The 21,968-nt window shown below is 42.0% G+C and carries 18 protein-coding genes and 1 other RNA gene; 16 read left to right on the top strand and 3 right to left on the bottom strand.

The window, feature by feature from the left end:
• The first annotated feature begins 26 nt into the window (after window positions 1-26).
• The 4 genes from asnS (at window position 27) to BOD01S_RS06195 (ending at window position 3,212) form a co-directional block, all read left to right on the top strand.
• A complete protein-coding gene (gene asnS / locus BOD01S_RS06210) occupies window positions 27-1,322 on the top strand; it encodes an asparagine--tRNA ligase (RefSeq protein ID WP_036158299.1) in 1,296 nt (431 codons plus the stop codon).
• A 170-nt stretch (window positions 1,323-1,492) separates the two neighbouring features.
• Window positions 1,493-2,203 carry a DnaD domain-containing protein gene (locus BOD01S_RS06205; protein ID WP_036158303.1) on the top strand — a complete coding sequence of 237 codons (711 nt, stop codon included), beginning with the start codon at window positions 1,493-1,495 and terminating at the stop codon, window positions 2,201-2,203.
• 11 nt (window positions 2,204-2,214) lie between these two features.
• Window positions 2,215-2,874 (top strand): endonuclease III, encoded by a 660-nt coding sequence (gene nth, locus BOD01S_RS06200; RefSeq protein ID WP_036158306.1) that lies wholly within the window; start codon window positions 2,215-2,217, stop codon window positions 2,872-2,874.
• Complete coding sequence (locus BOD01S_RS06195; protein ID WP_081978044.1) at window positions 2,871-3,212, top strand: YpoC family protein; 342 nt, start codon at window positions 2,871-2,873, stop codon at window positions 3,210-3,212. Before nth ends, BOD01S_RS06195 begins: the two co-directional genes overlap by 4 nt.
• Before the next feature lie 162 nt (window positions 3,213-3,374).
• On the opposite strand, the gene BOD01S_RS06190 is transcribed toward BOD01S_RS06195, so the two are convergent.
• Window positions 3,375-6,083, bottom strand: a complete 2,709-nt coding sequence (locus tag BOD01S_RS06190) for a transglycosylase domain-containing protein (protein ID WP_036158308.1) — start codon at window positions 6,081-6,083, stop codon at window positions 3,375-3,377.
• Window positions 6,084-6,108: 25 nt separating this feature from the next.
• A complete protein-coding gene (recU, locus tag BOD01S_RS06185; RefSeq protein ID WP_036158311.1) occupies window positions 6,109-6,723 on the bottom strand; it encodes a Holliday junction resolvase RecU in 615 nt (204 codons plus the stop codon).
• A gap of 149 nt (window positions 6,724-6,872) precedes the next feature.
• On the opposite strand from recU, the gene BOD01S_RS06180 reads away from it, so the two are divergent.
• The 10 genes from BOD01S_RS06180 (at window position 6,873) to BOD01S_RS06135 (ending at window position 17,517) form a co-directional block, all read left to right on the top strand.
• Window positions 6,873-7,091: a hypothetical protein gene (locus BOD01S_RS06180; RefSeq protein ID WP_036158315.1), complete on the top strand. Its 219-nt coding sequence runs from the start codon at window positions 6,873-6,875 to the stop codon at window positions 7,089-7,091.
• A gap of 46 nt (window positions 7,092-7,137) precedes the next feature.
• Entirely contained in the window at window positions 7,138-7,503 is a 366-nt protein-coding gene (locus BOD01S_RS06175; RefSeq protein WP_036158318.1) for a YppE family protein, read from the top strand.
• Complete coding sequence (locus tag BOD01S_RS06170) at window positions 7,496-9,778, top strand: DEAD/DEAH box helicase (RefSeq protein ID WP_036158321.1); 2,283 nt, start codon at window positions 7,496-7,498, stop codon at window positions 9,776-9,778. The genes BOD01S_RS06175 and BOD01S_RS06170 overlap by 8 nt, the downstream gene beginning before the upstream one ends.
• Before the next feature lie 23 nt (window positions 9,779-9,801).
• The gene (locus BOD01S_RS06165) at window positions 9,802-11,022 is read left to right on the top strand and encodes a ribonuclease H-like domain-containing protein (RefSeq protein WP_244887285.1); all 1,221 of its coding nucleotides are present in this window, start codon (window positions 9,802-9,804) and stop codon (window positions 11,020-11,022) included.
• Between the two features lie 83 nt (window positions 11,023-11,105).
• On the top strand, window positions 11,106-11,405 hold the full coding sequence (gene gpsB / locus BOD01S_RS06160; protein WP_036158328.1) for a cell division regulator GpsB: 300 nt from the start codon (window positions 11,106-11,108) through the stop codon (window positions 11,403-11,405).
• Between the two features lie 53 nt (window positions 11,406-11,458).
• An RNA gene (rnpB, locus tag BOD01S_RS06155) (RNase P RNA component class B) lies at window positions 11,459-11,845 on the top strand.
• Window positions 11,846-12,001: 156 nt separating this feature from the next.
• Complete coding sequence (locus BOD01S_RS06150; protein ID WP_081978080.1) at window positions 12,002-13,678, top strand: putative bifunctional diguanylate cyclase/phosphodiesterase; 1,677 nt, start codon at window positions 12,002-12,004, stop codon at window positions 13,676-13,678.
• 3 nt (window positions 13,679-13,681) lie between these two features.
• Complete coding sequence (locus BOD01S_RS06145; protein ID WP_036158334.1) at window positions 13,682-14,821, top strand: THUMP domain-containing class I SAM-dependent RNA methyltransferase; 1,140 nt, start codon at window positions 13,682-13,684, stop codon at window positions 14,819-14,821.
• Between the two features lie 134 nt (window positions 14,822-14,955).
• Window positions 14,956-16,857: an ATP-dependent DNA helicase gene (locus BOD01S_RS06140; RefSeq protein ID WP_036158338.1), complete on the top strand. Its 1,902-nt coding sequence runs from the start codon at window positions 14,956-14,958 to the stop codon at window positions 16,855-16,857.
• Between the two features lie 96 nt (window positions 16,858-16,953).
• Window positions 16,954-17,517 (top strand): DNA-3-methyladenine glycosylase I, encoded by a 564-nt coding sequence (locus BOD01S_RS06135; protein WP_198948686.1) that lies wholly within the window; start codon window positions 16,954-16,956, stop codon window positions 17,515-17,517.
• 10 nt (window positions 17,518-17,527) lie between these two features.
• On the opposite strand, the gene BOD01S_RS06130 is transcribed toward BOD01S_RS06135, so the two are convergent.
• Window positions 17,528-17,890 carry a hypothetical protein gene (locus tag BOD01S_RS06130; RefSeq protein ID WP_036158344.1) on the bottom strand — a complete coding sequence of 121 codons (363 nt, stop codon included), beginning with the start codon at window positions 17,888-17,890 and terminating at the stop codon, window positions 17,528-17,530.
• Window positions 17,891-18,158: 268 nt separating this feature from the next.
• Here BOD01S_RS06130 and BOD01S_RS06125 point away from each other — a divergent pair, with 268 nt between their 5' ends.
• Window positions 18,159-18,416, top strand: a complete 258-nt coding sequence (locus tag BOD01S_RS06125) for a GNAT family N-acetyltransferase (protein ID WP_407655991.1) — start codon at window positions 18,159-18,161, stop codon at window positions 18,414-18,416.
• Window positions 18,417-18,681: 265 nt separating this feature from the next.
• Window positions 18,682-21,801 carry a BTAD domain-containing putative transcriptional regulator gene (locus tag BOD01S_RS06120; RefSeq protein WP_036158349.1) on the top strand — a complete coding sequence of 1,040 codons (3,120 nt, stop codon included), beginning with the start codon at window positions 18,682-18,684 and terminating at the stop codon, window positions 21,799-21,801.
• Window positions 21,802-21,968: the final 167 nt, after the last annotated feature.

The raw sequence follows: 21,968 nt of genomic DNA, 5'->3' as shown, positions 1-21,968 counted from the left end.
GCTGCACTCTAATTTGGAGGAATATTATGAAGAAGATTATGATCAAGGATATGCCGTCATTTATCGGCGAAACAGTTAAAATAGGTGCCTGGCTGGCAAACAAACGCTCAAGCGGTAAAATTGCCTTCTTGCAGTTGCGTGACGGCTCCGGATTTGTTCAGGGTGTTGTTGTAAAAGAAGAAGTTGGAGAAGAGCTGTTTGCTGTAGCAAAGAGTATGACACAAGAAACATCTATGTATATTACTGGGGAAGTAAAAGCAGACGAGCGTTCAACATTCGGTTGTGAATTAAACGTGACAGGTATTGAAATTATTCATGCAGCCGAAGATTTCCCAATCACGCCGAAAGAGCATGGTACAGAGTTCCTGATGGATAACCGTCATTTATGGCTGCGTTCCCGTAAGCAACATGCCATCATGAAAATTCGTAATGAAATCATCCGGGCAACGTATGAATTCTTTAATGATAGAGGGTTCACAAAAATGGATCCGCCAATCTTGACTGGCTCTGCGCCTGAAGGTACTTCAGAGCTGTTCCATACAAAATATTTTGATGAGGATGCGTACCTTTCTCAATCTGGACAGCTTTATATGGAAGCGGCTGCCATGGCTTTAGGAAAAGTATTCTCATTCGGTCCAACATTCCGTGCAGAAAAATCAAAAACACGTCGCCACTTGATAGAATTTTGGATGATTGAGCCGGAAATGGCATTTGTAGAGCATGAGGAAAGCCTTGAAGTGCAGGAGCAGTACGTTGAGCATATCGTACAGTCCGTACTAAAAAACTGTAAGCTGGATTTAGAACGTCTTGGCCGTGATACGTCTAAGCTGGAAAACATTAAAGCGCCGTTCCCTCGTATTTCTTATGATGATGCAATCAAGTTCCTTCACGAGCAAGGCTTTGATGATATCGAGTGGGGCGATGACTTCGGTGCACCGCACGAAACAGCGATTGCAAATGCATACGATAAACCTGTATTCATTACATGCTATCCAACAGGTATCAAACCGTTCTATATGCAGCCGCATCCGGAACGTGACGATGTTGTTTTATGTGCAGACTTAATTGCTCCTGAAGGCTATGGAGAGATCATCGGTGGTTCAGAGCGTATTTATGACTATAATTTATTAAAATCCCGTTTGGAAGAACATCAACTTTCGATGGATGCCTACGCTTGGTATTTGGAGCTGCGTAAACAAGGCTCAGTACCGCATTCAGGTTTCGGGTTAGGTCTTGAACGTACAGTAGCTTGGATTTCTGGTACGGAGCATATCCGTGAAACGATCCCGTTCCCTCGTTTACTGAACCGTCTATATCCATAAGCGATCGAAGCAGTTAAAACTGTCTTGGGGGCGTATTTGAATATGGCAGTGATTTAGTTAGTCGCCAACATATGTTAAATAAGCTTCCTATAGCTATTGATAAAAATTGGAGAGCGTCCGAGCAATTATTTCGGACGCTCTCTATTCACTTAAAGAAAGGAGTCACCTATATGACGAAAGATTACAACCGACTCCGTTCGTGGATCCAGCAACGGCATGTCACTGTGCCGCATTTATTTTTTCAGCTATATAAAGAACTAAATATAGCAGACGATGAAGCAGTAATGATTATGCATCTACTAAGCTATTTTGAGGAAGGCGTAGAATTTCCCACACCACAGGATTTAGCAACACGCACACATTTTCAGCCAAATGATATTTCATTGAAAATGCAGCGCCTTATGCAAAAGGGCTTTCTGGAAATTACACAGGGAATTGATGCGAATGATAAGATTTTTGAAAAATATTCTCTTTTTCCCCTCTGGGAATGCATGCTTCAGCTGTTAGAGAAAAAGGAACAGATGCATGCCGACCTGACAGTCAAAAATGAAGAGGGAGAGATTTATTCTTTATTTGAACAGGAATTCGGTCGTCTGCTGTCACCGATGGAGCTGGAAACAATCAGCATGTGGCTTGACAAAGATGGACATACGCCGGCTGTTATTAAAGCTGCATTGAAGGAGGCAGTAGTAGCTAGTAAGGTGTCGCTCCGTTATATTGATCGGATTTTGTTTGAATGGAAGAAGAAAAACATTACATCAATCCAACAAATTGAAAAACATGCGGAACAATTCCGCTCGCGCTCTATTCAACCAGTACAGACTCAGCCGGCAGCTGTGTCAAATGAAATATTCTATAACTGGCTGGACGAGCGTGAATAGGAGGAAGCAAAGTGCTGACGAAGGGAAAATGGCTTGAATTTCTTGATGTGATGGACGAGATGTTTCCGGATGCCCATTGTGAGCTTGTTCATGAAAATCCATTTGAGCTGACAATTGCTACATTGTTATCAGCACAATGTACGGATGCCCTCGTTAACCGTGTCACAAAAGATTTATTCCAAAAATACAAAACGCCGCAGGATTATTTGAATGTAGAGATTGAGGAGTTGCAAAATGATATTCGCTCTATAGGGCTCTATCGTAATAAGGCGAAAAATATCCAATTGCTTTGCCAAAGACTGATTGATGAGTATAACGGAGAAATCCCCGCGAATCGGGAAGCTTTAGTAACATTGCCTGGTGTAGGACGTAAGACAGCGAATGTTGTATTATCTGTAGCATTTGATATTCCTGCGATGGCGGTTGATACGCATGTTGAGCGCATTACAAAGAGGTTAGGATTATGCCGGTGGAAAGATTCGGTTTTAGAGGTCGAAGAAACGATTATGAAGAAAACACCGATTGAGCGCTGGAGCAGGGCTCATCATCAAATGATTTTCTTCGGGCGCTATCATTGTAAGGCACAAAACCCTCAGTGCCATATATGTCCATTGCTATCAGATTGCAGGGAAGGCCAGAAGCGATTGAAGAAAGGCTTGGTCAAATTATGATAGAAGTTAAGCGGGAGGCAATCACGAAGGAAATCGTTGATCAATGGTTTGAAAAATGGGAGGAGCTTCGAGAGCAAATTCATGAAGCGCATGAAGCAAGGAGTAAAGAAGCAGCACGTTTGATGGAGCAGGGCATTGTGCATTATGAACAGCTGCTGCTTCAATCAGCAGCACAAGCAGCGACTATGGATGACCAGTTCGAGCTGTATCCGGTCAATGGAAAAGAAAGGCTGGTATTTATTAAGATGAAGCCCGGTCAATATGCCTGCTACCGTCAGCTTGATGAATTATTTAAGGAGACAAAAAAGCGCTCTGCAAGGCTCCGTTTAAAAAAATAGACCGACAAATGTTTGACCCTTGCAGGAAGTTTATCAAGATGCTGCAAGGGCCATATTTTTTTACGGATTGTTATGTGGAAAAATTAAAAAGCCGCCCGGAAAGTTTCGATTCCGGGCGGCTTTTTCTATGTGTTTTTATTGAATAGTAAAATACGGCTTGTTTTACTCTGTTCCATCATCCCCGTCATCTGTGGAAGGAGGGGTTGGATTAGTAGGCGGGGTATTAGGATTTGTGCCTGTTTGGCCATCTTGCCCATTGTTTGGATTGTTGCCATTGTTATTATTCGGGTTCCCCGTGTTATTTTGGTTACCATTTCCATTACCGTTGTTACCTTGGTTACCATTACCGTTTTGGTTGCCATTATTATTGTTGCCGTTGTTCTGATTGCCGTTGTTATTGCCCGGTTTTTGGGTAGGATCTTCTACATCTGGCTCATCCACATCAGGTTCTTCCGGCTCCTCCGTATCGGTCTCTGCTCCTTCAATATAGAGAGAAACAGTTCCAGGTGCACTTCGTTTTTCACCATCAGTGGCTACAACAGAGAATGTGTAGGTGCTTCCTTGTTGAACATTTGGAATGATCACCTGTTTAGAACCGGTTGTTTGAATCACGACAGATTCCCCATCATCAACCTTCATGGATACTTCGTACGTATAATTTACCGGCTCTTCATCATCCTCATCGGAGGAATCATCGTGTGACCAAGTCAGTTCGATTTGTTGGCCAGCATCATTATACTTGGCATATACATCACTAGGTGCCTCGATTTCAACTTTCTCCTCTTCCTCTACCTCAGTGGAAACTTCTTTTGGCTCTGTTCCTTTAACGAACAGCTCAGTAGATTTTAAGTTTGATGGTGTATTGCTACCAGCAAGCTTTAAAGGATTACTGCCTACTACAATTGTTGCAGATGTAACCGAATCTGGTTGTTTGAACTTCGTGTTCGGAACATTATCGGATAAGTCTGTCATAATGGACTTAAATAATTTTTGTGGAAGTCGACGCTCTTCCCAGCTAGTGATCGGGTCAGTACGCTTTTCATAACCACTCCATATAGCAATAGAGTAATTTGGCGAATAGCCTACAAACCAAGAATCTGGTACTGCTGAAGAAGGTAAATTATATTTGGTAAAGTCATCGGAACTATAGTTTGTTGTACCTGTTTTCCCTGCAATATCTACGCCTGGTACATTTGCTGCAGTACCGGAAGCATCCGGCTTGCTGCTCACTACATCGCGGAGCATATCCGTCACCATATAAGCGGTAGAATCACTCATTGCAGGCGCTGATTTCGGTTTAAGACTTTCAGTAGAGCCATCACGATACTCGATTTTCGAAATGGAGTACGGCTCTGTATAGATGCCTTCATTTCCGAATGCGGCATAGGATGCAGCCATTTGGATAGGGGAGATGTTAATATTCCCTCCACCAATCGCATCGGAATATTCCAGGTTTTTCACGTCAATACCTAGTTTAGAAACAAATTCCTGCGACTGTTCTTTTGAGACAGCCATCAGCGTTTTAACTGCCGGAACATTACGAGATGCATACAGCGCTTTACGCACTGTCATAGTACCCATATATTGTCTGTCAAAGTTATTAATCTTTTGTTTTGAATTCGGGTATGTCATTGGTTCATCGACAATTGTTTCCCCTGTCGACCATTTTAAATATTCAATGGCCGGACCGTAATCAACAATTGGTTTCATTGTCGAACCAGGAGCGCGCACTTTTAAGTCATCTGCATAGTTATATATTCTGCCTTTATAGTTACGGCCGCCTCCAACGGCAGCGATAGCTCCTGTTTGTGTATCAATGACGGAAATACCCGATTCAATTGTTTCAGTCGGGAAATTGCTGTCATCATTCATGACAGATTCGACAGTTTCCTGAGCTTTTGGATCGAGCGTAGTATACACTTTAATCCCTTCTGCCAATACACTTTCCTTTTCTTTTTCCCCTAATTCATTTAGCACTACGTCTAAAAATGCCGGATATTTTGATGCTGCTGTCGACTTACGTTCTTCTTCAGGAAGAAGTCCCGCAGCCACGTCTGTTTTCTTTGCAGCCGCAGCATCTGCTTCGGAAATTTTACCGTGTTGTACCATCAAGCTTAATACGATATCACGGCGCTGTTTGGCACGATCAGGGTTTTTAAACGGATTATAGTTATTTGGGCTTTGCGGCATCCCTGCTAATACTGCCATTTCCTCTAGCGAAAGCTCCTTTAGCTCTTTCCCGTAGAAATATTCTGCAGCAGTACCAAAGCCGTATACAGTTCCGGACATTAATACTTTATTAAAATACATCTCAAAAATTTCTTCTTTGGAGTATTTACGTTCGAGCTGGATTGCAAGCCATGCTTCCTGTGCTTTACGCTCTAATTTTTTCTCATTTGTAAAGAATGAGTTCTTTACGACCTGCTGAGTGATCGTACTTGCACCCTGCGCCCCAAAACCATCACGCAGGTTAGCGACAACAGCTCCGCCAAGACGCCAAATATCAATCCCAAAATGGTCGAAGAAGCGAGCGTCTTCTGTCGCGGTAATGGCATCAACCATCTGCGGCGGAATATCTTCATAATCTATATATTTCCGGTTTTCCCCAGCACCGATTGTAGCAAATAAATCCCCGTTCACATCATATATCTCAGATGAAATAGGATCCTTCAGTGCTTCTTCATCCAGGTCAGGCGCCTTGCTTACATAGTAGGCGAAGAGGCCAGCACCTCCGACAAAAAGAGCGATTCCGACAGCTACAATCGCCAGCACGATTCGTTTCAACCAAGTTTTGAATGGGGAACGATTTTTTTTCTTTTCCATTTCACGTGCTTTTTTTATATCTTCACGTGTACGTCTTCTTTCTGTCACGTTTTCTTCTCCTCACTTTCACAAACTACTTGTTTGCGATGAACTTTTTTACGACTTGTAAGTAGTCGATACGCGGTGCATAACCAAGTGTCAGTTCCTCTGCAAACTCTTCAAAAACAGCCAATGGAATTGATTTGCGTCCACCGGCTTCCATATCAAGCCATGCTTTTTCAATCATCCGGAAGGGAGCTATAAAAGTCCGGTCCAGCTTTGAAAAGCGAACGATGAAAAACGCGATGCCTTTCTGTACGACAACAGCCTGCATATGCTTAATTTGGTGCAGATGGATGTTCTTTAGGGGAAACGAGGTTTTACTCTCGGTTTCCTTTGCCTCGAAATCAATATAGTAACCGTTCCATACTCCGTTATAGTCCGTAGTGGAGGGCGTTCGGAAATATGCTTCACGAATTACCGCGGCACTCCGCTTCGGATATTCTACTTTGACGATTTGAATCGGTACAGGTTTCTTGTAAATATTGGCTAGACCATTTGCTACATAAAAGTCATTCGTTTCATTTAAGTCGTCCTCTAAGCTTTTCCCTCGATTGCTGAATGATATGTCTGTTTTTGGCTTCTTTTTTGCAGGCGACTCATTTTGCTTTGGTTGATATACTTTCCCGTTTGGATAGCGGAAAGCCATGATATCACCCCTTCTTTTACATTACGAGATTAGTGTACCATAACATTTACGCAAAAAATCATACGTTTTAGCGAACGGTGACTAGTTTTGGCAAACGTGTAGGAACTTTTTGATTTACGTCTAATACGTCTTCCAAAGGAGGCCGAAGAATGCAAAAAATTGATCGGTTATTGAACCTTGTTGAATGTATAGATGAATTGTTGACGGTACGTATGGAATATGAACAAGTCCAGGCCAGTACTGCACTGCAGGTGAAAATCGTACAGGCAAATCAAAAAATAGTAAAGGCTCATCAAAAAATTAGCTTAGCAGAAAAAAAGTATAACGTAAAGAATACACGTTCCCCTGTTAGTAGTGAAATAGGATAGTTTTTGGTACACTTAAAAGTAATGAATATTCTTAGAGGTGTAACATATGGAATTACTTGCAATGACAACTAGACTTCTTGTGGTATGTGATGAGGCGACTGTAAGATTCTACGATATGCGTGAACGGCAAGCCGAACCTGACTTTTTTAATGAAGTGAAACCGTATGCAGATGAAATACGGGCTCTCCTTGAAACTTGGCAGCAACTTGCCTATGAATGGATCGCGGCCAATCAGCCTAAATATATGCATAAGCAGCAGATCGACCATGCACGTGATGCAATGGAACAATTTGTTGTACAGTCCTTTTACAAAGCTACCAGCAAAAAGCGGCTAATTCAATCTATCGAATCAACTAAATATACACTTGGCACGTTAAAGCGCTATGTAGAGGAGGGAAGTCCGCATGTTTAGCAAGAAAAAGTCCATCAGCGAGCTGCTTCAAGCATGGCGGTACGACGAGGAGCTGAAAGAAAACATTGTCCACTGGCATACGCTGGATGGAAAAGCAGCAGAGTACGAGCCCTTCCCGGAAGAACTGCACCCGTCTTTACAAAATGCACTGCAAAAACGTGGTATTGAACAATTATATACCCATCAGCGCGAAGCTTTTGATAAGGCTGTACAGGGCGTTTCGTTTACAGCCATTACTCCTACTGCATCTGGTAAATCACTTTGTTATCATTTACCTGTTTTGCAAGAAATAATCAGCAATAAATCAAGTCGCGCAATTTATTTGTTCCCTACAAAGGCACTTGCACAGGATCAAAAAACGGATTTAAATGAATTGATTGAAGCAACGGGAGAGGAAGTCCTAAGCTATACGTATGATGGCGATACAGCACCTGGGATCCGTACGAAGATAAGAAAAGCCGGGCATATTATTATGACTAATCCGGATATGCTCCATTCTGGTATTCTTCCGCACCATACAAAATGGGTGTCGCTGTTTGAAAATCTGAAATACATTGTAATTGATGAGCTCCATACGTATAAAGGCGTGTTTGGCAGTCATGTAGCCCATGTCATTCGGCGCTTGAAACGGATTTGTGCGTTTTATGGCTCGAATCCGGTATTTATCTGCACGTCCGCAACGATAAAAAATCCAAAAGAGCTGGCTGAAACCTTAACAAATGAAAAGCACGAGCTAATTGCAAACTCCGGTGCGCCTATTGGGAAAAAGACATTTATCTTTTATAATCCGCCAATCGTCAATACGACGTTTGGCGTGCGGCGAAGTGCGGTGCTGGAGGTGCGGGATCTATCGAAAAGATTATTCGAGGCAGGTATCCAGACGATTATTTTTGCTAAATCACGTGTGCGTGTAGAAATGCTTGTAACATACTTGAAGTCATTAACAGTAAAGAAAATCCACGATGAATCAATTCAAGGATACCGCGGCGGCTATCTTCCGAGTGAACGCCGGGCTATTGAAAAGGGTTTGCGGGACGGCTCCATCCAAATGGTCGTGTCAACAAATGCATTGGAGCTTGGTGTTGATATTGGGCAGCTGCAGGCATGCATTATGACAGGGTATCCGGGCAATATTGCAAGCGCCTGGCAGCAGGCAGGGCGTGCCGGCCGTCGTCAGGATGAAGCACTTATTATTTATGTTGCTCAATCAACAGCTTTAGATCAGTATATTGTCAATCATCCGACATACTTCTTTGGTACACATCCCGAAGAAGCGCGTATCAATCCGGATAATATTATTATTTTAATGGATCATTTAAAATGTGCTGCCTTTGAACTGCCTTTTTCCATGACAGACACGTACGGGGAATTTACTGTACAGGAGCTGCTTGCTTACTTGGAGGAGGAAGGTGTATTAGTCAAAACGAGTACACAATGGCACTGGATGAGTGACCGTTTTCCTGCGCATGAAATCAGCCTGCGCTCAGCAGCACAGGAAAACGTCGTGATCATCGATATGACACTGCCGCAAAATAAAGTAATAGGCGAGATGGATACATACAGCGCCATGACATTACTCCATGAAGAAGCGATTTATATGCATCAAGGCACACAGTTTCAAGTGGAAAAGCTTGATTGGGAGGAAAAGAAAGCATATGTACGGGAAGTGGAAGTAGATTATTTCACAGATGCTAACCTGGCTGTCGAACTGAAAGTACTAAGTGAGGACAAGTCAGCAGAATATAAGTCTGCAACCGTCAGTTATGGAGATGTCAGCCTGCTCGCCATCCCGACCATTTTTAAGAAAATTCGGTTTAATACACACGACAATATTGGGTCGGGACCGATTTCGATTCCGCCAATGGAAATGCATACAAGTGCTACATGGGTCAGCTTTGATTTGCCGGAAAACTGGTCTGAGGAGCAATTGACAGATGCATTGAACGGGGCAGCCTATGCTATGGGCAGTTTTATTCCGCTGTTTTTACATTGTGATCGCAGTGATTTGTCGGTCGTTCCACAAGTAAAAGCCGTTCACAATGACCGTCCAACCATTTTCGTTTATGACAGTTATCCGGGTGGTATCGGCTTAAGTGAAAGAGTATATGATATTTTGCTTTCCTTGCTTGAACGGACAATCGAACATGTGGAAAACTGCCCGTGTAAATCAGGCTGCCCATCGTGTATCGGAGCACAAGACAGCATAGGGGATAGCAAAAAACAGGTATTGAAAGTCCTGAATATTTTAAAAGACGAGATGGAGTGGCTTCCTTGAGTTACGAAAATAAAATACTCCAAATGAAAAAAATGCTTGGGAAAAAGACGGAAACAAAACAGGAAAAGTCTGCTTTTATAAAGCCAGATCAACCGCAATATGTTGATCAGTGGCAACGGGCAGGCCTAACACTTGTTGAAAATGACTTTGGTGTGTTATTTAAGCGGGTTGTGACATATCCTCTTACGTATAGACATGGCCATTATGAGCTGCAGCAGCTGTTTGATGCCATCAGACTGTGGGAACAGTCCGGCCGCGAGCATCCATACGCGGTAACTGCAGATGAAACGCTTATCTTTTTTGATACGGAAACAACAGGTCTAAAGGGCGTAGGCACGCATATTTTCCTTCTCGGCTTTCTGGAGACAGACGGGGAAGAGTTTACATTAACACAGTATGTCCTAGCCGACCCTTCAAATGAAGCAGCTCTGCTGTTTGAATCGAGACTTTGGCAGAAAAAGGCAACTATTGTCACCTATAACGGGAAGAGCTTTGACTGGCCGCAGCTTGAAACGCGCTGGACGCTGAATCAGACATATATCCCAAAACTGCGTCCGCAAAAGCAGATCGATTTGCTTCATAGTACGAAAAGGCTATGGAAAAATGACTTAGAAAAGATGAAGCTGACGGCTATAGAACAAGAAAAATTAGGGTTTCATCGGCAAGGGGATATTCCTGGATTCCTGGCGCCGATCATTTATTTGGATGCTGTAAAAAGTGGACAGGCGGATGCGCTTATCAAAGTGCTCCACCATAACGAATGGGACTTATTATCGCTTATTACTCTCTATATTCATTCCACACAATTGCTCTTCCAAAAAGAGGTTAACGACTCTGCGGTGACATATACGAATATCGGAAAATGGTATAACGATCTAAAGCAGAAAAACACAGGGATAGATGTCCTTACTGCCGTAACGGAGCGTTTTGATCCGACAGATACAGGACTTGCACACTACTATTTGGCAATGGAACAAAAAAGAGCATCCCAGTACGAACAGGCAGTAAAGTCGCTTATCAAAGCGTTGCCGGCTGTTGATATACCACATCAAATTAAGGCATACGAGCAGCTGGCGATAATTACGGAGCATCATTTGCGAGACTATGAGGAAGCAAAGGTGTATACACAAACGGGCATGCAGTTGATTGGCAGGCATGAGAAATGGTCGGCCCTTCAAAAGGAAAAATATCATTCTGCATGGGAGAAGCGGCTGCACCGTATTACAAATAAATTAAATAAATGAAAACCCTATCTTTCATTCACGTTTTTGAAGGCTTTATGTTATAATGAGTCCACATATGTAGAGAGTATGGAAGGGCGATGTGAATGGACATTAAATTAACTTCAAAAGTGATTTTGGAGAAGGAATTTAAAAAGAGTGTAAAAGGTTACAATGTGGACCAAGTAGACCAATTTCTGGATCAGATAATGGAAGATTATGATAAATTTGAAGAAGTACTAAATGCACTTAAGGCAGAAAATGAGCGCTTAAAAGAAGAATTGGCAGGAAGCTCTAAAAAACCTGTAGCTCAGCCAAACACTAATAATATGAACTATGATATTATTAAACGCTTGGCAAATTTAGAAAAAGCCGTATTTGGGGACAAACTTAGAGAAAGAATGTAATAATCTAATGTTGTCATCCCATTATATTTGCAGTATAATAAAAATACATCATGAAATTCGAGTAATCGCTGCATAGCTTGACTATGTAGAGGAAAGTCCATGCTCACACGGATCTGAGATGACCGTAGTGTTCGTGCTTACTGAAAAAATAAGGTAAGGCAAAGCTTAGCTTTGACGGCGGAAGAAATGCCTAAGTCTTTGGATATGGCATACACTTCCTGAAAGTGCCACAGTGACGAAGCTTGCGGGGAAACCTGCAAGGTGGAACGAGGTAAACCCCACGAGTGAGAAACCCAAATTATGGTAGGGGCACTCTCCAAAAGGAAATGAACGGATGGAGGGACGCACAAGTTTACTTTTGCGTAGATAGATGATTACTGCCTGGCAGTACGAGGGCATTGCCCGTTTGAGTACTCAGGAACAAAACATGGCTTACTGAATTTTACGATGCTTTTTTGTTAAATAAAAAGGCTCTCCATTTCTAGTGGAGGGCCTTTCTTTTAGAGATGAGATAAGGGTGAAGTTCATTGGACAAACGTACCAATACCGAAAAGGATAATGAGAGATTGCTTTCCCGGTATCCAGAGCACCTGATCATGAAGATTTTTGAAAATGTCACTGAAGGAATCATGATTACGGATAAACATAAAAAAATTATTAGTGTAAATCCTGCATTTGAATTCGTTACAGGATACAGCAGTGAAGAAGTGATAGGTAAAAACCCTTCAATTCTTCAGTCCGGTATGCACGAACTTCCATTTTACCTTACAATGTGGGACACCATATACAATAGTGGAGTGTGGCAGGGAGAAATTTGGAACCGCCGCAAAACAGGAGATGTTTACCCGGAATGGCTGACAATTATGGCCGTAAAAGATGCTGAAGGGGAAATTACGAATTACTGCGGTATTTTTACAGACCTTTCGGAACGTAAAACTGTAGAAGATGAATTAGAAAAGCGGTCGCTGACAGATTCTTTAACTGATGTATGCAATCGTTTTGCCTACCTGGAGCGCATGAATGCTTTATTGGCATCGAGTACACATGTATCTCATACTATACAGCATGCTGTATTTTTTTTGGATTTAGACCGTTTTAAACAAGTAAATGATACACTCGGCCACGCTGTCGGAGATGCTTTACTTGTAGAAATGGCAAAGCGGATACAAGGACTGTTGAAAAACAAAGATATACTGGCTCGTTACGGGGGCGATGAATTTGTCATCACACTTACGAACATTGTCCATCCGCGGGAAGCAGCTAAATTTGCTGAAAAATTAATACGAGTAATCGAAGAACCTGTCATTCTCAATGGACAGGAAATTTTTGTCTCTACAAGTATGGGCGTCAGTATTTTTCCTACAGATGGAGAAACTACAGAGCAGCTTATAAATCGGGCAGATAAGGCAATGGCCTTCTCTAAACAAAATGGCCGAAATGGCTATGCGTTTTACTTTGACGAGTTACATACAGATACGAAGCGAGTGTTACTGCTTGATACGGAGCTTCGCAAGGCAATTGACCAGCGGGATTTCACCTTGCATTTCCAACCGAAGATTGATGCGAAAAACTTGCAGCTGATTGGTGTGGAAGCACTTGTACGCTGGCAAAATGATAAACTGGGATTTGTCTCGCCGGCAGAATTCATACCTTATGCGGAAGAAACGGGACTTATTATTCCCTTGAGTGAAATGATTTTCGAATTAGCTTGTGAAAGCCACAAGCAGCTGGTGGACGCGGGCTATACAAAAGTACCAATTGCTATTAATGTTTCAAGTATTCATTTCCAGCAGCAGAATTTTCTCGAATCAATTCAGCATATTTTAGAAAGAAATAATGCGTCTGCGGTTAATTTTGAAATCGAAATGACAGAAAGAACGGTAATGAACAGTGCTTCTGAAACAGTTAGCAAGCTGGTAAAGCTCAAGCAGATGGGATTCAAGCTTTCAATTGATGATTTCGGCACGGGCTACTCATCGTTAAGCTATTTAGTTCGATTTCCGCTTGATATTTTGAAAATAGACCGCAGCTTTATCCAGCATATCTGCTCATTGGATGATAAACAGGCCGTGGTAGATGCAATCATTCAAATGTCTCACCGTCTGAAGATGAAAGTCGTCGCAGAAGGGGTTGAAAGTGCGCAACAAGTGGAATTACTAAAGGAGATGGGCTGTGATTATATCCAAGGGTACTATTACAGTAAGCCATTACCAATAAATGAGCTGATAGATTTTATCCAGTTCTGGGAAGTCGAACATCAAGGAAGGTATTAATATATGACAAAATTTCAATTAGTAGCAACGGCAGCGATGGGATTAGAGGCTATCGTAGCAGAAGAAGTACAAGCCCTGGGCTATGAAACGCGTGTAGATAATGGAAAAGTATATTTTGAAGGGGACGAAACGGCAATTGCACGCTGTAACTTGTGGTTACGAGTAGCAGACCGTGTAAAAATTGTTGTTGCCCAATTTCCTGCTACTACATTTGATGAGCTGTTTGAAAGCACAAAGTCTATTGAGTGGGAGCGTTACTTGCCGGTGGATGCAGCTTTTCCGGTCTCAGGAAAATCTGTAAAATCGAAATTATTTAGTGTGCCAGACTGTCAGGCAATCGTAAAGAAAGCGATTGTGGAGCGTATGAAATTTCACTATAAACGCTTAGGTTTTTTGGACGAATCTGGTGCAACTTTCAAAATCGAGGTATCAATTTTGAAAGATTTGGCAACATTAACAATAGATACATCTGGTGCTGGTCTTCATAAACGTGGTTATCGCCAAGTGCAGGGTGAGGCACCTTTAAAGGAAACGCTGGCTGCTGCACTTGTAAAAGTGTCTAAATGGAATCCAGATCGTCCTTTTGCAGATCCATTTTGCGGCTCTGGTACAATTCCTTTAGAGGCGGCGATGATCGGGCAAAATATTGCGCCCGGCTATAATCGTGAATTCATTTCAGAGGACTGGAGCTGGATGAAGGCAAAAATATGGAATGAGGTACGCGATGAGGCGGATAATTTGGCTAACTATGACCAGCCATTAGAAATTATCGGTTCAGATATTGACCATCGGATGGTTAGTATCGCGCAGGAAAATGCAATGGAGGCTGGATTTGCGGATATTATTACATTCAAACAGATGCAGGCTACGGACTTTACGACAAGGCTGACAGATGGCGTTATGATTTCCAACCCTCCATACGGCGAGCGGATTGGTGAAAAAGAAGTCATCGAAGGCGTTATACGCCAGCTCGGCCAGGTGATGAACAATTATCCTACTTGGTCGGTTTATATGCTTTCTTCAATGGAAGATTTCGAGGCGTTATACGGGAAAAAAGCAACGAAAAAGCGTAAACTATTTAATGGCTTTATTCGCACGGACCTTTATCAATTCTGGGGTCAAAAGTCGAAGCGAGAAGAGTAACGAACGGAAGGAGAGCTCTCCTTCCGTTTCGTATTGCATAAAATTTATATAGAAACAGACGAGAGGAGCCGCGGACTGTAGATCGGCTCTGGCTTTCTCGTTTATATAAATGGAGAATGAGGGAGAAACAAACGATGAGACAACCTTTACCTTTTGAGCTCTCAAAAGATAGTTCTTTTTATGATTCACTGGGAGATTGGCTTGGTGATACGTTATATGATGTGCTGCCGGAAAAGGGATTTGAATGCCGAGATGAACAAATTTTTATGGCCTACCAAATTGAGCAGGCATTAAAAGAAAAAAATGTATTGTTTGCAGAGGCTGGTGTTGGTACAGGAAAAACAATTGCTTACTTGTTGCCTGCTATTTCCTATGCAAGGTATACGGGACGTCCGGCGCTTATCGCCTGTGCAGACGAAACACTGATTGATCAATTAGTAAAAGAAGGCGGCGATATTCATAAGCTGCGTGATGTACTGGAGTTAAACATTGATGTCCGACTAGCTAAGTCACGCGACCAATATTTATGTTTAAAACGTTTTGAAGAAGCCGAGAAGGTGGAAACAGACGAATGGATTGATGATATTGCCTTTACAATTCCTGAAGAAGTGTATGCAGCAGGACCGATGACGAAAGCGGTTCCTTACGGAGAACGTTCGGATTTTCCGTCAGTCAGTGATGAAGATTGGCAGAAGGTAAACTACAATGCCGTTATGCAGTGTGCTGTGTGCGATATGCGTAATCGCTGCGGGCAGACATTGCATCGTATGCATTACCGTCAGTCAACTGATTTAATCATTTGTTCACAGGACTTTTTGATGGAGCATTTAGCCACAAAAGAATCACGCGAGCGGGAGGGTCAGCTCCCACTGCTTCCGGAAGTATCGATGATTGTGCTGGATGAAGGACATCTGCTTGAATATGCCGCACAAAAGGCAATGACAGTAAAAATCCAAGCATCTACTATTGTAGGAATGCTGGAGCGGTTAATGGTTGATGGAGTGCGGGAGCGTACACTGTATGCGATGGAGACTCTCCAGGACCATCATGAGCTGTTCTTCGACGAGCTGCGTGACTGTCTTGAGGATTCGCTAGAGGACCGTAAACGGATCAATAAATCTCCGCGGCTTTTGGCGATCGGGAAAAAAGTTGTTGAGGCTGTTGACCAGCTGCTAGAGGAATTTGTATTTGAATCAGAGCTTTATATGATTCCAGAGTATGATTTAAATATGGCGGAAGAGTTTTTAGAGCAATATGTAGCAGCGATGCGCATCTTTATCGCGCAGGGAGATGCGGTTGACTGGCAGGAAAATACGGATGGTGAGGAGACGCTAGTAATTATGCCGCGTTTAATAACGGATGTACTGCAGGAAAAGCTGTTTACTAAAAAACTGCCAATTATTTTCTCATCCGCCACGCTATCTGTTAAGAAAGACTTTTCTTATATTGCTTATAGTTTGGGTATTAAAAACTATCAGTCGTTTAGTGTTCCATCACCATTTGACTATGATGAAGCAATGAAGATTTATATACACGAAATGACTCAGCCAGAGAAAGTAAAAAAGGTACAGGAGCTAATCCGCGAAGGAGAAAAAACGCTTATTCTGTTCAAGTCAAAACAGGCGATGATGCAGTTTAAAGCAGGCCTCTCTATGATGGATCGGATGCATGTAGCATTTGAAGGGGATCGTGAACTTTCTGCCATTATTAGAGATTTCCAGGAAGGGACAATACAAACACTATGCTCCTACCATCTATGGGAAGGATTGGATCTTCCGGAGGAAGCGCTAACAAGAGTAGTGGTATATGATTTGCCATTCCCGCCGCAAGATCCGCTATTTGATGCGAAACGGTCATTTGCGGAGAATCCGTTTGAAGAAGTAGAGCTTCCATTCATGCAGCTTCGACTGCAGCAGGGAATGGGTCGGCTTATCCGTACTTCTCGCGATCATGGTGATATTCATATTTTATTAAATGAAGAGGAAGCGAAGGTAAGGACTGAATTTGAAGGCATTTTACCGGTAGAACCTTCCTGATAGAAAGTGTAGGATAAGAATAGAAGCTTATCCTACACTTTTTTAGTTTCGGTAGGGCTTTGCAGATTATTCAATATATAGAAAGCTGGGATAATGATGAAGCGATGTGCATGGGTTAAAGAAGATGAGCCCCTCTATGTAAAATATCATGATGAGGAGTGGGGCAGGCCGGTCCATGATGACCGTCTGCTGTTTGAGATGCTTTGCCTTGAAGGTGCACAGGCGGGATTAAGCTGGTGGACGATTTTGCAGAAAAGGGAAAACTACCAAAAAGCTTTCGATTTTTTTGAGGCGGAAAAAATCATCTGTTACTCTGAGGAGAAGATAGAGGAGCTTCTTGAAAACCCGGGAATTGTCCGGAATCGTTTAAAGGTACGGAGTGTTGTAAAAAATGCGAAAGCCTTTCTTAAAATCTGCGAGGAATTCGGCAGCTTCGACGAATTCATCTGGGGTTTTACAGATCATAAGACGATTCACAATGAGTGGGAGACAATAAAAGAAGTGCCCACAACATCTGTCATAAGCGACCTGATGAGCAAAGAGCTGAAGAAACGAGGTTTTTCTTTTGTGGGCAGCACTATCTGTTATTCCTATATGCAGGCGGTCGGTCTTGTAAACGACCACACAACGGACTGCTTCTGCTATAGTAAAAGCAAGTGAAGGCTCTCGTTTAGCGAGAGCCTTTTGTAAAGTAGTGATTATATCCGAGCCAGACTGCCCCCGATAAACAAATCATTGCAATAGTGAAGACGATATACATACGCGATACATAACCAGCAGCCATCTCGACAGTTATTTCGTTTAGCACCCAGTATACCCGTCCGAAAATCATAAGAATAAACAGAGCAAGGAAGGAAGTCATGTAAATGGCATGCTCCTTGCCTTTTTTTGAATAGAGCCACACAGCAATCAGTCCAACAAAAATCAGTGGTAGCATGGAGTGAATGGTGCTGATTGAGAAATAGGAAAAATGAATGACGTTGGCAGATCCTACAATCAATATAACAATAAGGACAATGAGACTGTTTTTCATTAGTTTCCTCCCGGCATATAGATGATATCTAAAATTCTGTTCAACAACCTCCAGTAAAAAGTTCCCCTAAACAGGTAATAAACAGTCTATAAACAAGCGTTAACTCACTATATGCACTTTTCCTCAAGATCACATCCGGTTTCAAAAAACAGTTTCAAAAATTTAGTAAAAAACATAACCAGAACAGCTGTAGTGTTTAATTCACAGGCGAAAGGGAAGCCTTTCAATATATCTGCAAAAGGAGTGAAACGAGATGAAAATTACACTGATGAAATCAAAGGATGGCTTCGAATATATAGAAGATGGTGACAGTAAGGCTCGTATTATCTGGTCACAAGAAGGCAATACGATGGTGATGAATGGTACACATGTATCAGAAGAACTGCGTGGTCAGGGAGTCGGCAAAAAGCTTCTAGATGAGGCGGCTGCGTATGCCAGGGAAAATGGTTATAAGATGAAGGCCGTCTGCCCGTATGTTGCAGATTCCTTTGAGAAAAGCAGCGACTATAATGATGTAAAAGCCTGATGGTAATCTATTAGGATAGTTTGTAGGAAATGATATGGCTCCTCCTGGTAAAAGGGTGGGGCTTTTTTATTTAAAAGAAAGAATGAAACTTCCTGTAATTATACCCTAGAAATGTAGAAAATCATGAATAAAAATAATAGTTCATATAATATAACAGATGAAAAATGCCGTTTTTTAGAAAATAGAGTAATTGCTATTAATAGTCATTTTCTTTATGATGTAGATAAAATTGATAGAGAACGAGAAATAAAGGGGGATAGAGAATATGGACATTATCTATTCAAAAATAATGGCACCCAACCCAGCTTCGCAATATATGCGGAAGTCCTCCATTATGAAAAAATTAAAAAAATGCAGAATTTCAGCGCTTACGCTATTACATGGCGGACCGGGGTTTGGAAAAACTTCTTCATTGGCTCAATTTTTTGCTGATGAAGGTCTTCCATTCAGCTGGTATCAGGTAACAGAAAACGATGATGGTATCCTGCCATTTTTAAAATATTTGTATGAAAGTATAAAAGTCGTCCACAAAGAATTTGATTTGCTGGATTCAGCATGGGATCAAATAACGACATTTTTAAAAATAGAGGACTTGAATACATTATTCACTTTATTTTGTAATGCACTGTCTCGCATTCCACGGGAAATTTATATTGTTATCGATGATTTTCATCTTGTGAATCATGTATTTCAAATCAATTATGTTTTCGAGCAGCTTGTGAAATTCGCCCCCTCGCATGTGCATTTTATCGTGGCTACCCGAATCCAACCAACATGGGGCTGTTTTCATCAGTTGAAAAGTAAACGTTTGCTTACTGTTATCACAGAAGAGGATTTTGTATTTACCCCTGATGAAATCGGTATTCTTTTTGAAGATTATTATGAGAGATTGCTTCAAGAAGACGAAATTAAGCAGATTTATGAGGTGACAGAAGGATGGGCTATGGCAGTTGTTCTTCTCGCTATGCAGATGGAAAGTGAGCGGTACCCCTTTGATTTTTCAAAAATTACATTGCAGGATTTTAATGATTATTTATACTATGAGCTATTTCAGCATTTAGAGCCTGTAATTCAACAGGCGCTAATGAATTTCAGCTTGTTTGATACATTTTCCGAAGAAATCATCCATGATCTTTTTGGTACGAAGGAGGTAGAACGGCTGGAGTATATTTATCGCCATCATGCCTTCATACAGACATTGGGTAATCAAAAAGACTACCGATTCCATAGTTTAATGAAGCAGTTTCTTATGCAGCAATATATGAAGCAAAGTCCGCAGGTCGTTGCAGAGCAGCATAAAAAGGCTGCCATCTATTTCATCGAGAAAAAGGATATCATCCAGGCTTTTTATCATATTAGTCATGCTGATGATGAGCGGTTTATTTGTGAAATGCTAATTCATTACGCTGATTATTTCATGCAAACCGGCCGTTATAAATGGCTGCTTGAGAAGATAAAAAAATGCTCCCCGTCGATACGTGAGGAATATTACCCGCTTTATTATATAGAAGGGGAGTGCCTGCGGCTGAGCGCTTTCTACAGGAAAGCACAAATCTGTTTCGAAATGTGTGTCGAAAAGGCGAAGCAGCGTGACGATCTTTTGACAATCGTTAGATCAAAGGCAGGATTAGCCAGAATTTATGTCGATACACTGCAGCCTTCCATAGCGAAGGGCTATCTTCAGGAGGCACTGCAGTTGGCCAATCAATGTCAAATCCCAAAGCAGGAATTTATTCATTTAAATCTTCAGTATGTTGAAAACTTGGTTAATATCGGGCAAGCCTTTAATGGCATTATGTATTGGGAGCAATTACATTTAAATAATGAACTGCTCCAAGAAGGCAATATTGATATCCGCATGCATTTAAGACAAGGGGCCTTACAAAAAGCAAGAGCGCTTGCAGAATCCCGGTTATTTACACAGCAAACCGGTACGTCTGCACACCGGGAAACAGACGCCTTATTATCCCTCATTTATGCGATGATGGGCAACCGAGTGCGCGCGAAGGAAACTGCCTTTAGAGGACTGCAAAACAGTATCACATCCCGTGAGGCATTCAACATTGCTGTTGCAAATATACGTAATGGACATGCTGAGCTATTATTAAATCCATACGACCCTGCAGAAGCCATTCACTATTACGAACTGGCAGCCAAGCAAATGGAACAGCTGCAGGTAAAGCGGATCAAGGCAGAATGTTACGTAGGGCTGGCACTTGCATATGGAAGACAGGGAGACGTAACACTGGCAAAACGCTATGCTATGCAAGGGTTAGCAGCTACCGAGAAAGTAGAGGATCGCTGGGTAACAGGACTGCTGAAGCTGGCATTGCTCATTCTATATGTGGAAAATGAAATGTATGAAGATGCAGTACAGATGGCTGCCGAAACGGTCAAGAATTTTGAGGAAGTAAAAGATTCCTATTGTCTAATGGTTACGTACTTTTGGCATATGGTTTTATCTGTGAAGAAGAATGACCAGAGCAGCTATGTGCAGTTTCGTTCGTTATTTGAACAGTTGCTGGAAAAGCATGGTTACGACTTCTTTTTAACAAAAGTAACGTTATTCGGTCCAAGGGATTTGATGCAAAAGCAGCAAGTACTGGCCCCTCATGAAGAAAATAAACCGGCTATTTATATCAGATTTTTCGGACCGATGCTGTTGATGCGCGACTGGCAGGTAGAGCATGAAAAAGTATGGCAGAGGGGTAAGGCGAAGGAACTATTTACGTATCTCTATATTAATCGCAGTAGGTTTTGTGCAAAGGAAGAGATCATGGCTGCATTATTCCCGACCAGTACGGAGGAAGTAGCAATCAGGGATTTTAAGGTCGCCTACAATGCATTGTTAAAGGTGTTGGAGCCCGGCCGCAGTGCAAGAGAGGAGCCTTTCTACATTGAACGGAAACAGAACATGTATCGTATTCACCAATCACCGCTTATTTTGAGTGATATTGCCTACTTTGAGCAGCTGCTAGAGCTGGCGAAGAGAGATGCTGAGCCATTTCAACAGAAGCAATGGTTGCGGAAAGCTGTTGCACAGTATACAGGTGATTTGTATGAAGAAAATATGCAGGCTGACTGGATAGAGCATGAAAGAAACCGCATGAAAACACTTTACCTGAAGGCAATGCAGCAAATCGCCATGCTCAGTTATGACGAACAGCAGTATGAGGAATGTCTTCTTGCATGCGAAGCAATTTTACAAAAAGACCCCACATGGGAAGAAGCTTACCGTCTTATGATGTGGTGTCACTTTTACCTTGAAAATAAAGTAGAAGTGCAAAAAACATATGACCGTTGCGAGAAAATACTGGCACAGGAGTATGACATAGAACCGATGCACATGACAACGGAAATATTTGAAAAGCTAATTAAAATGTGAAAAAGCTGTCCAATTTGGGCGGCTTTTTTATGTACTTCTACAGACCAGTAAACGGCCTTTATGCATAATATTCCTCTAACAAAATGGAAGGAAGGATGCCTTTCTAATATTCTGTAACTCTTTTGTAACTCCTGCGGGATAGGATAATGTTAATGCAACATGAAAGC

This window comes from Lysinibacillus odysseyi 34hs-1 = NBRC 100172 (assembly GCF_001591965.1).
In the GTDB taxonomy this organism is placed as follows: domain Bacteria; phylum Bacillota; class Bacilli; order Bacillales_A; family Planococcaceae; genus Lysinibacillus_B; species Lysinibacillus_B odysseyi.
Note: the sequence above shows the minus strand (reverse complement) of the source record. Positions and strands in the feature narration are given on the sequence as shown.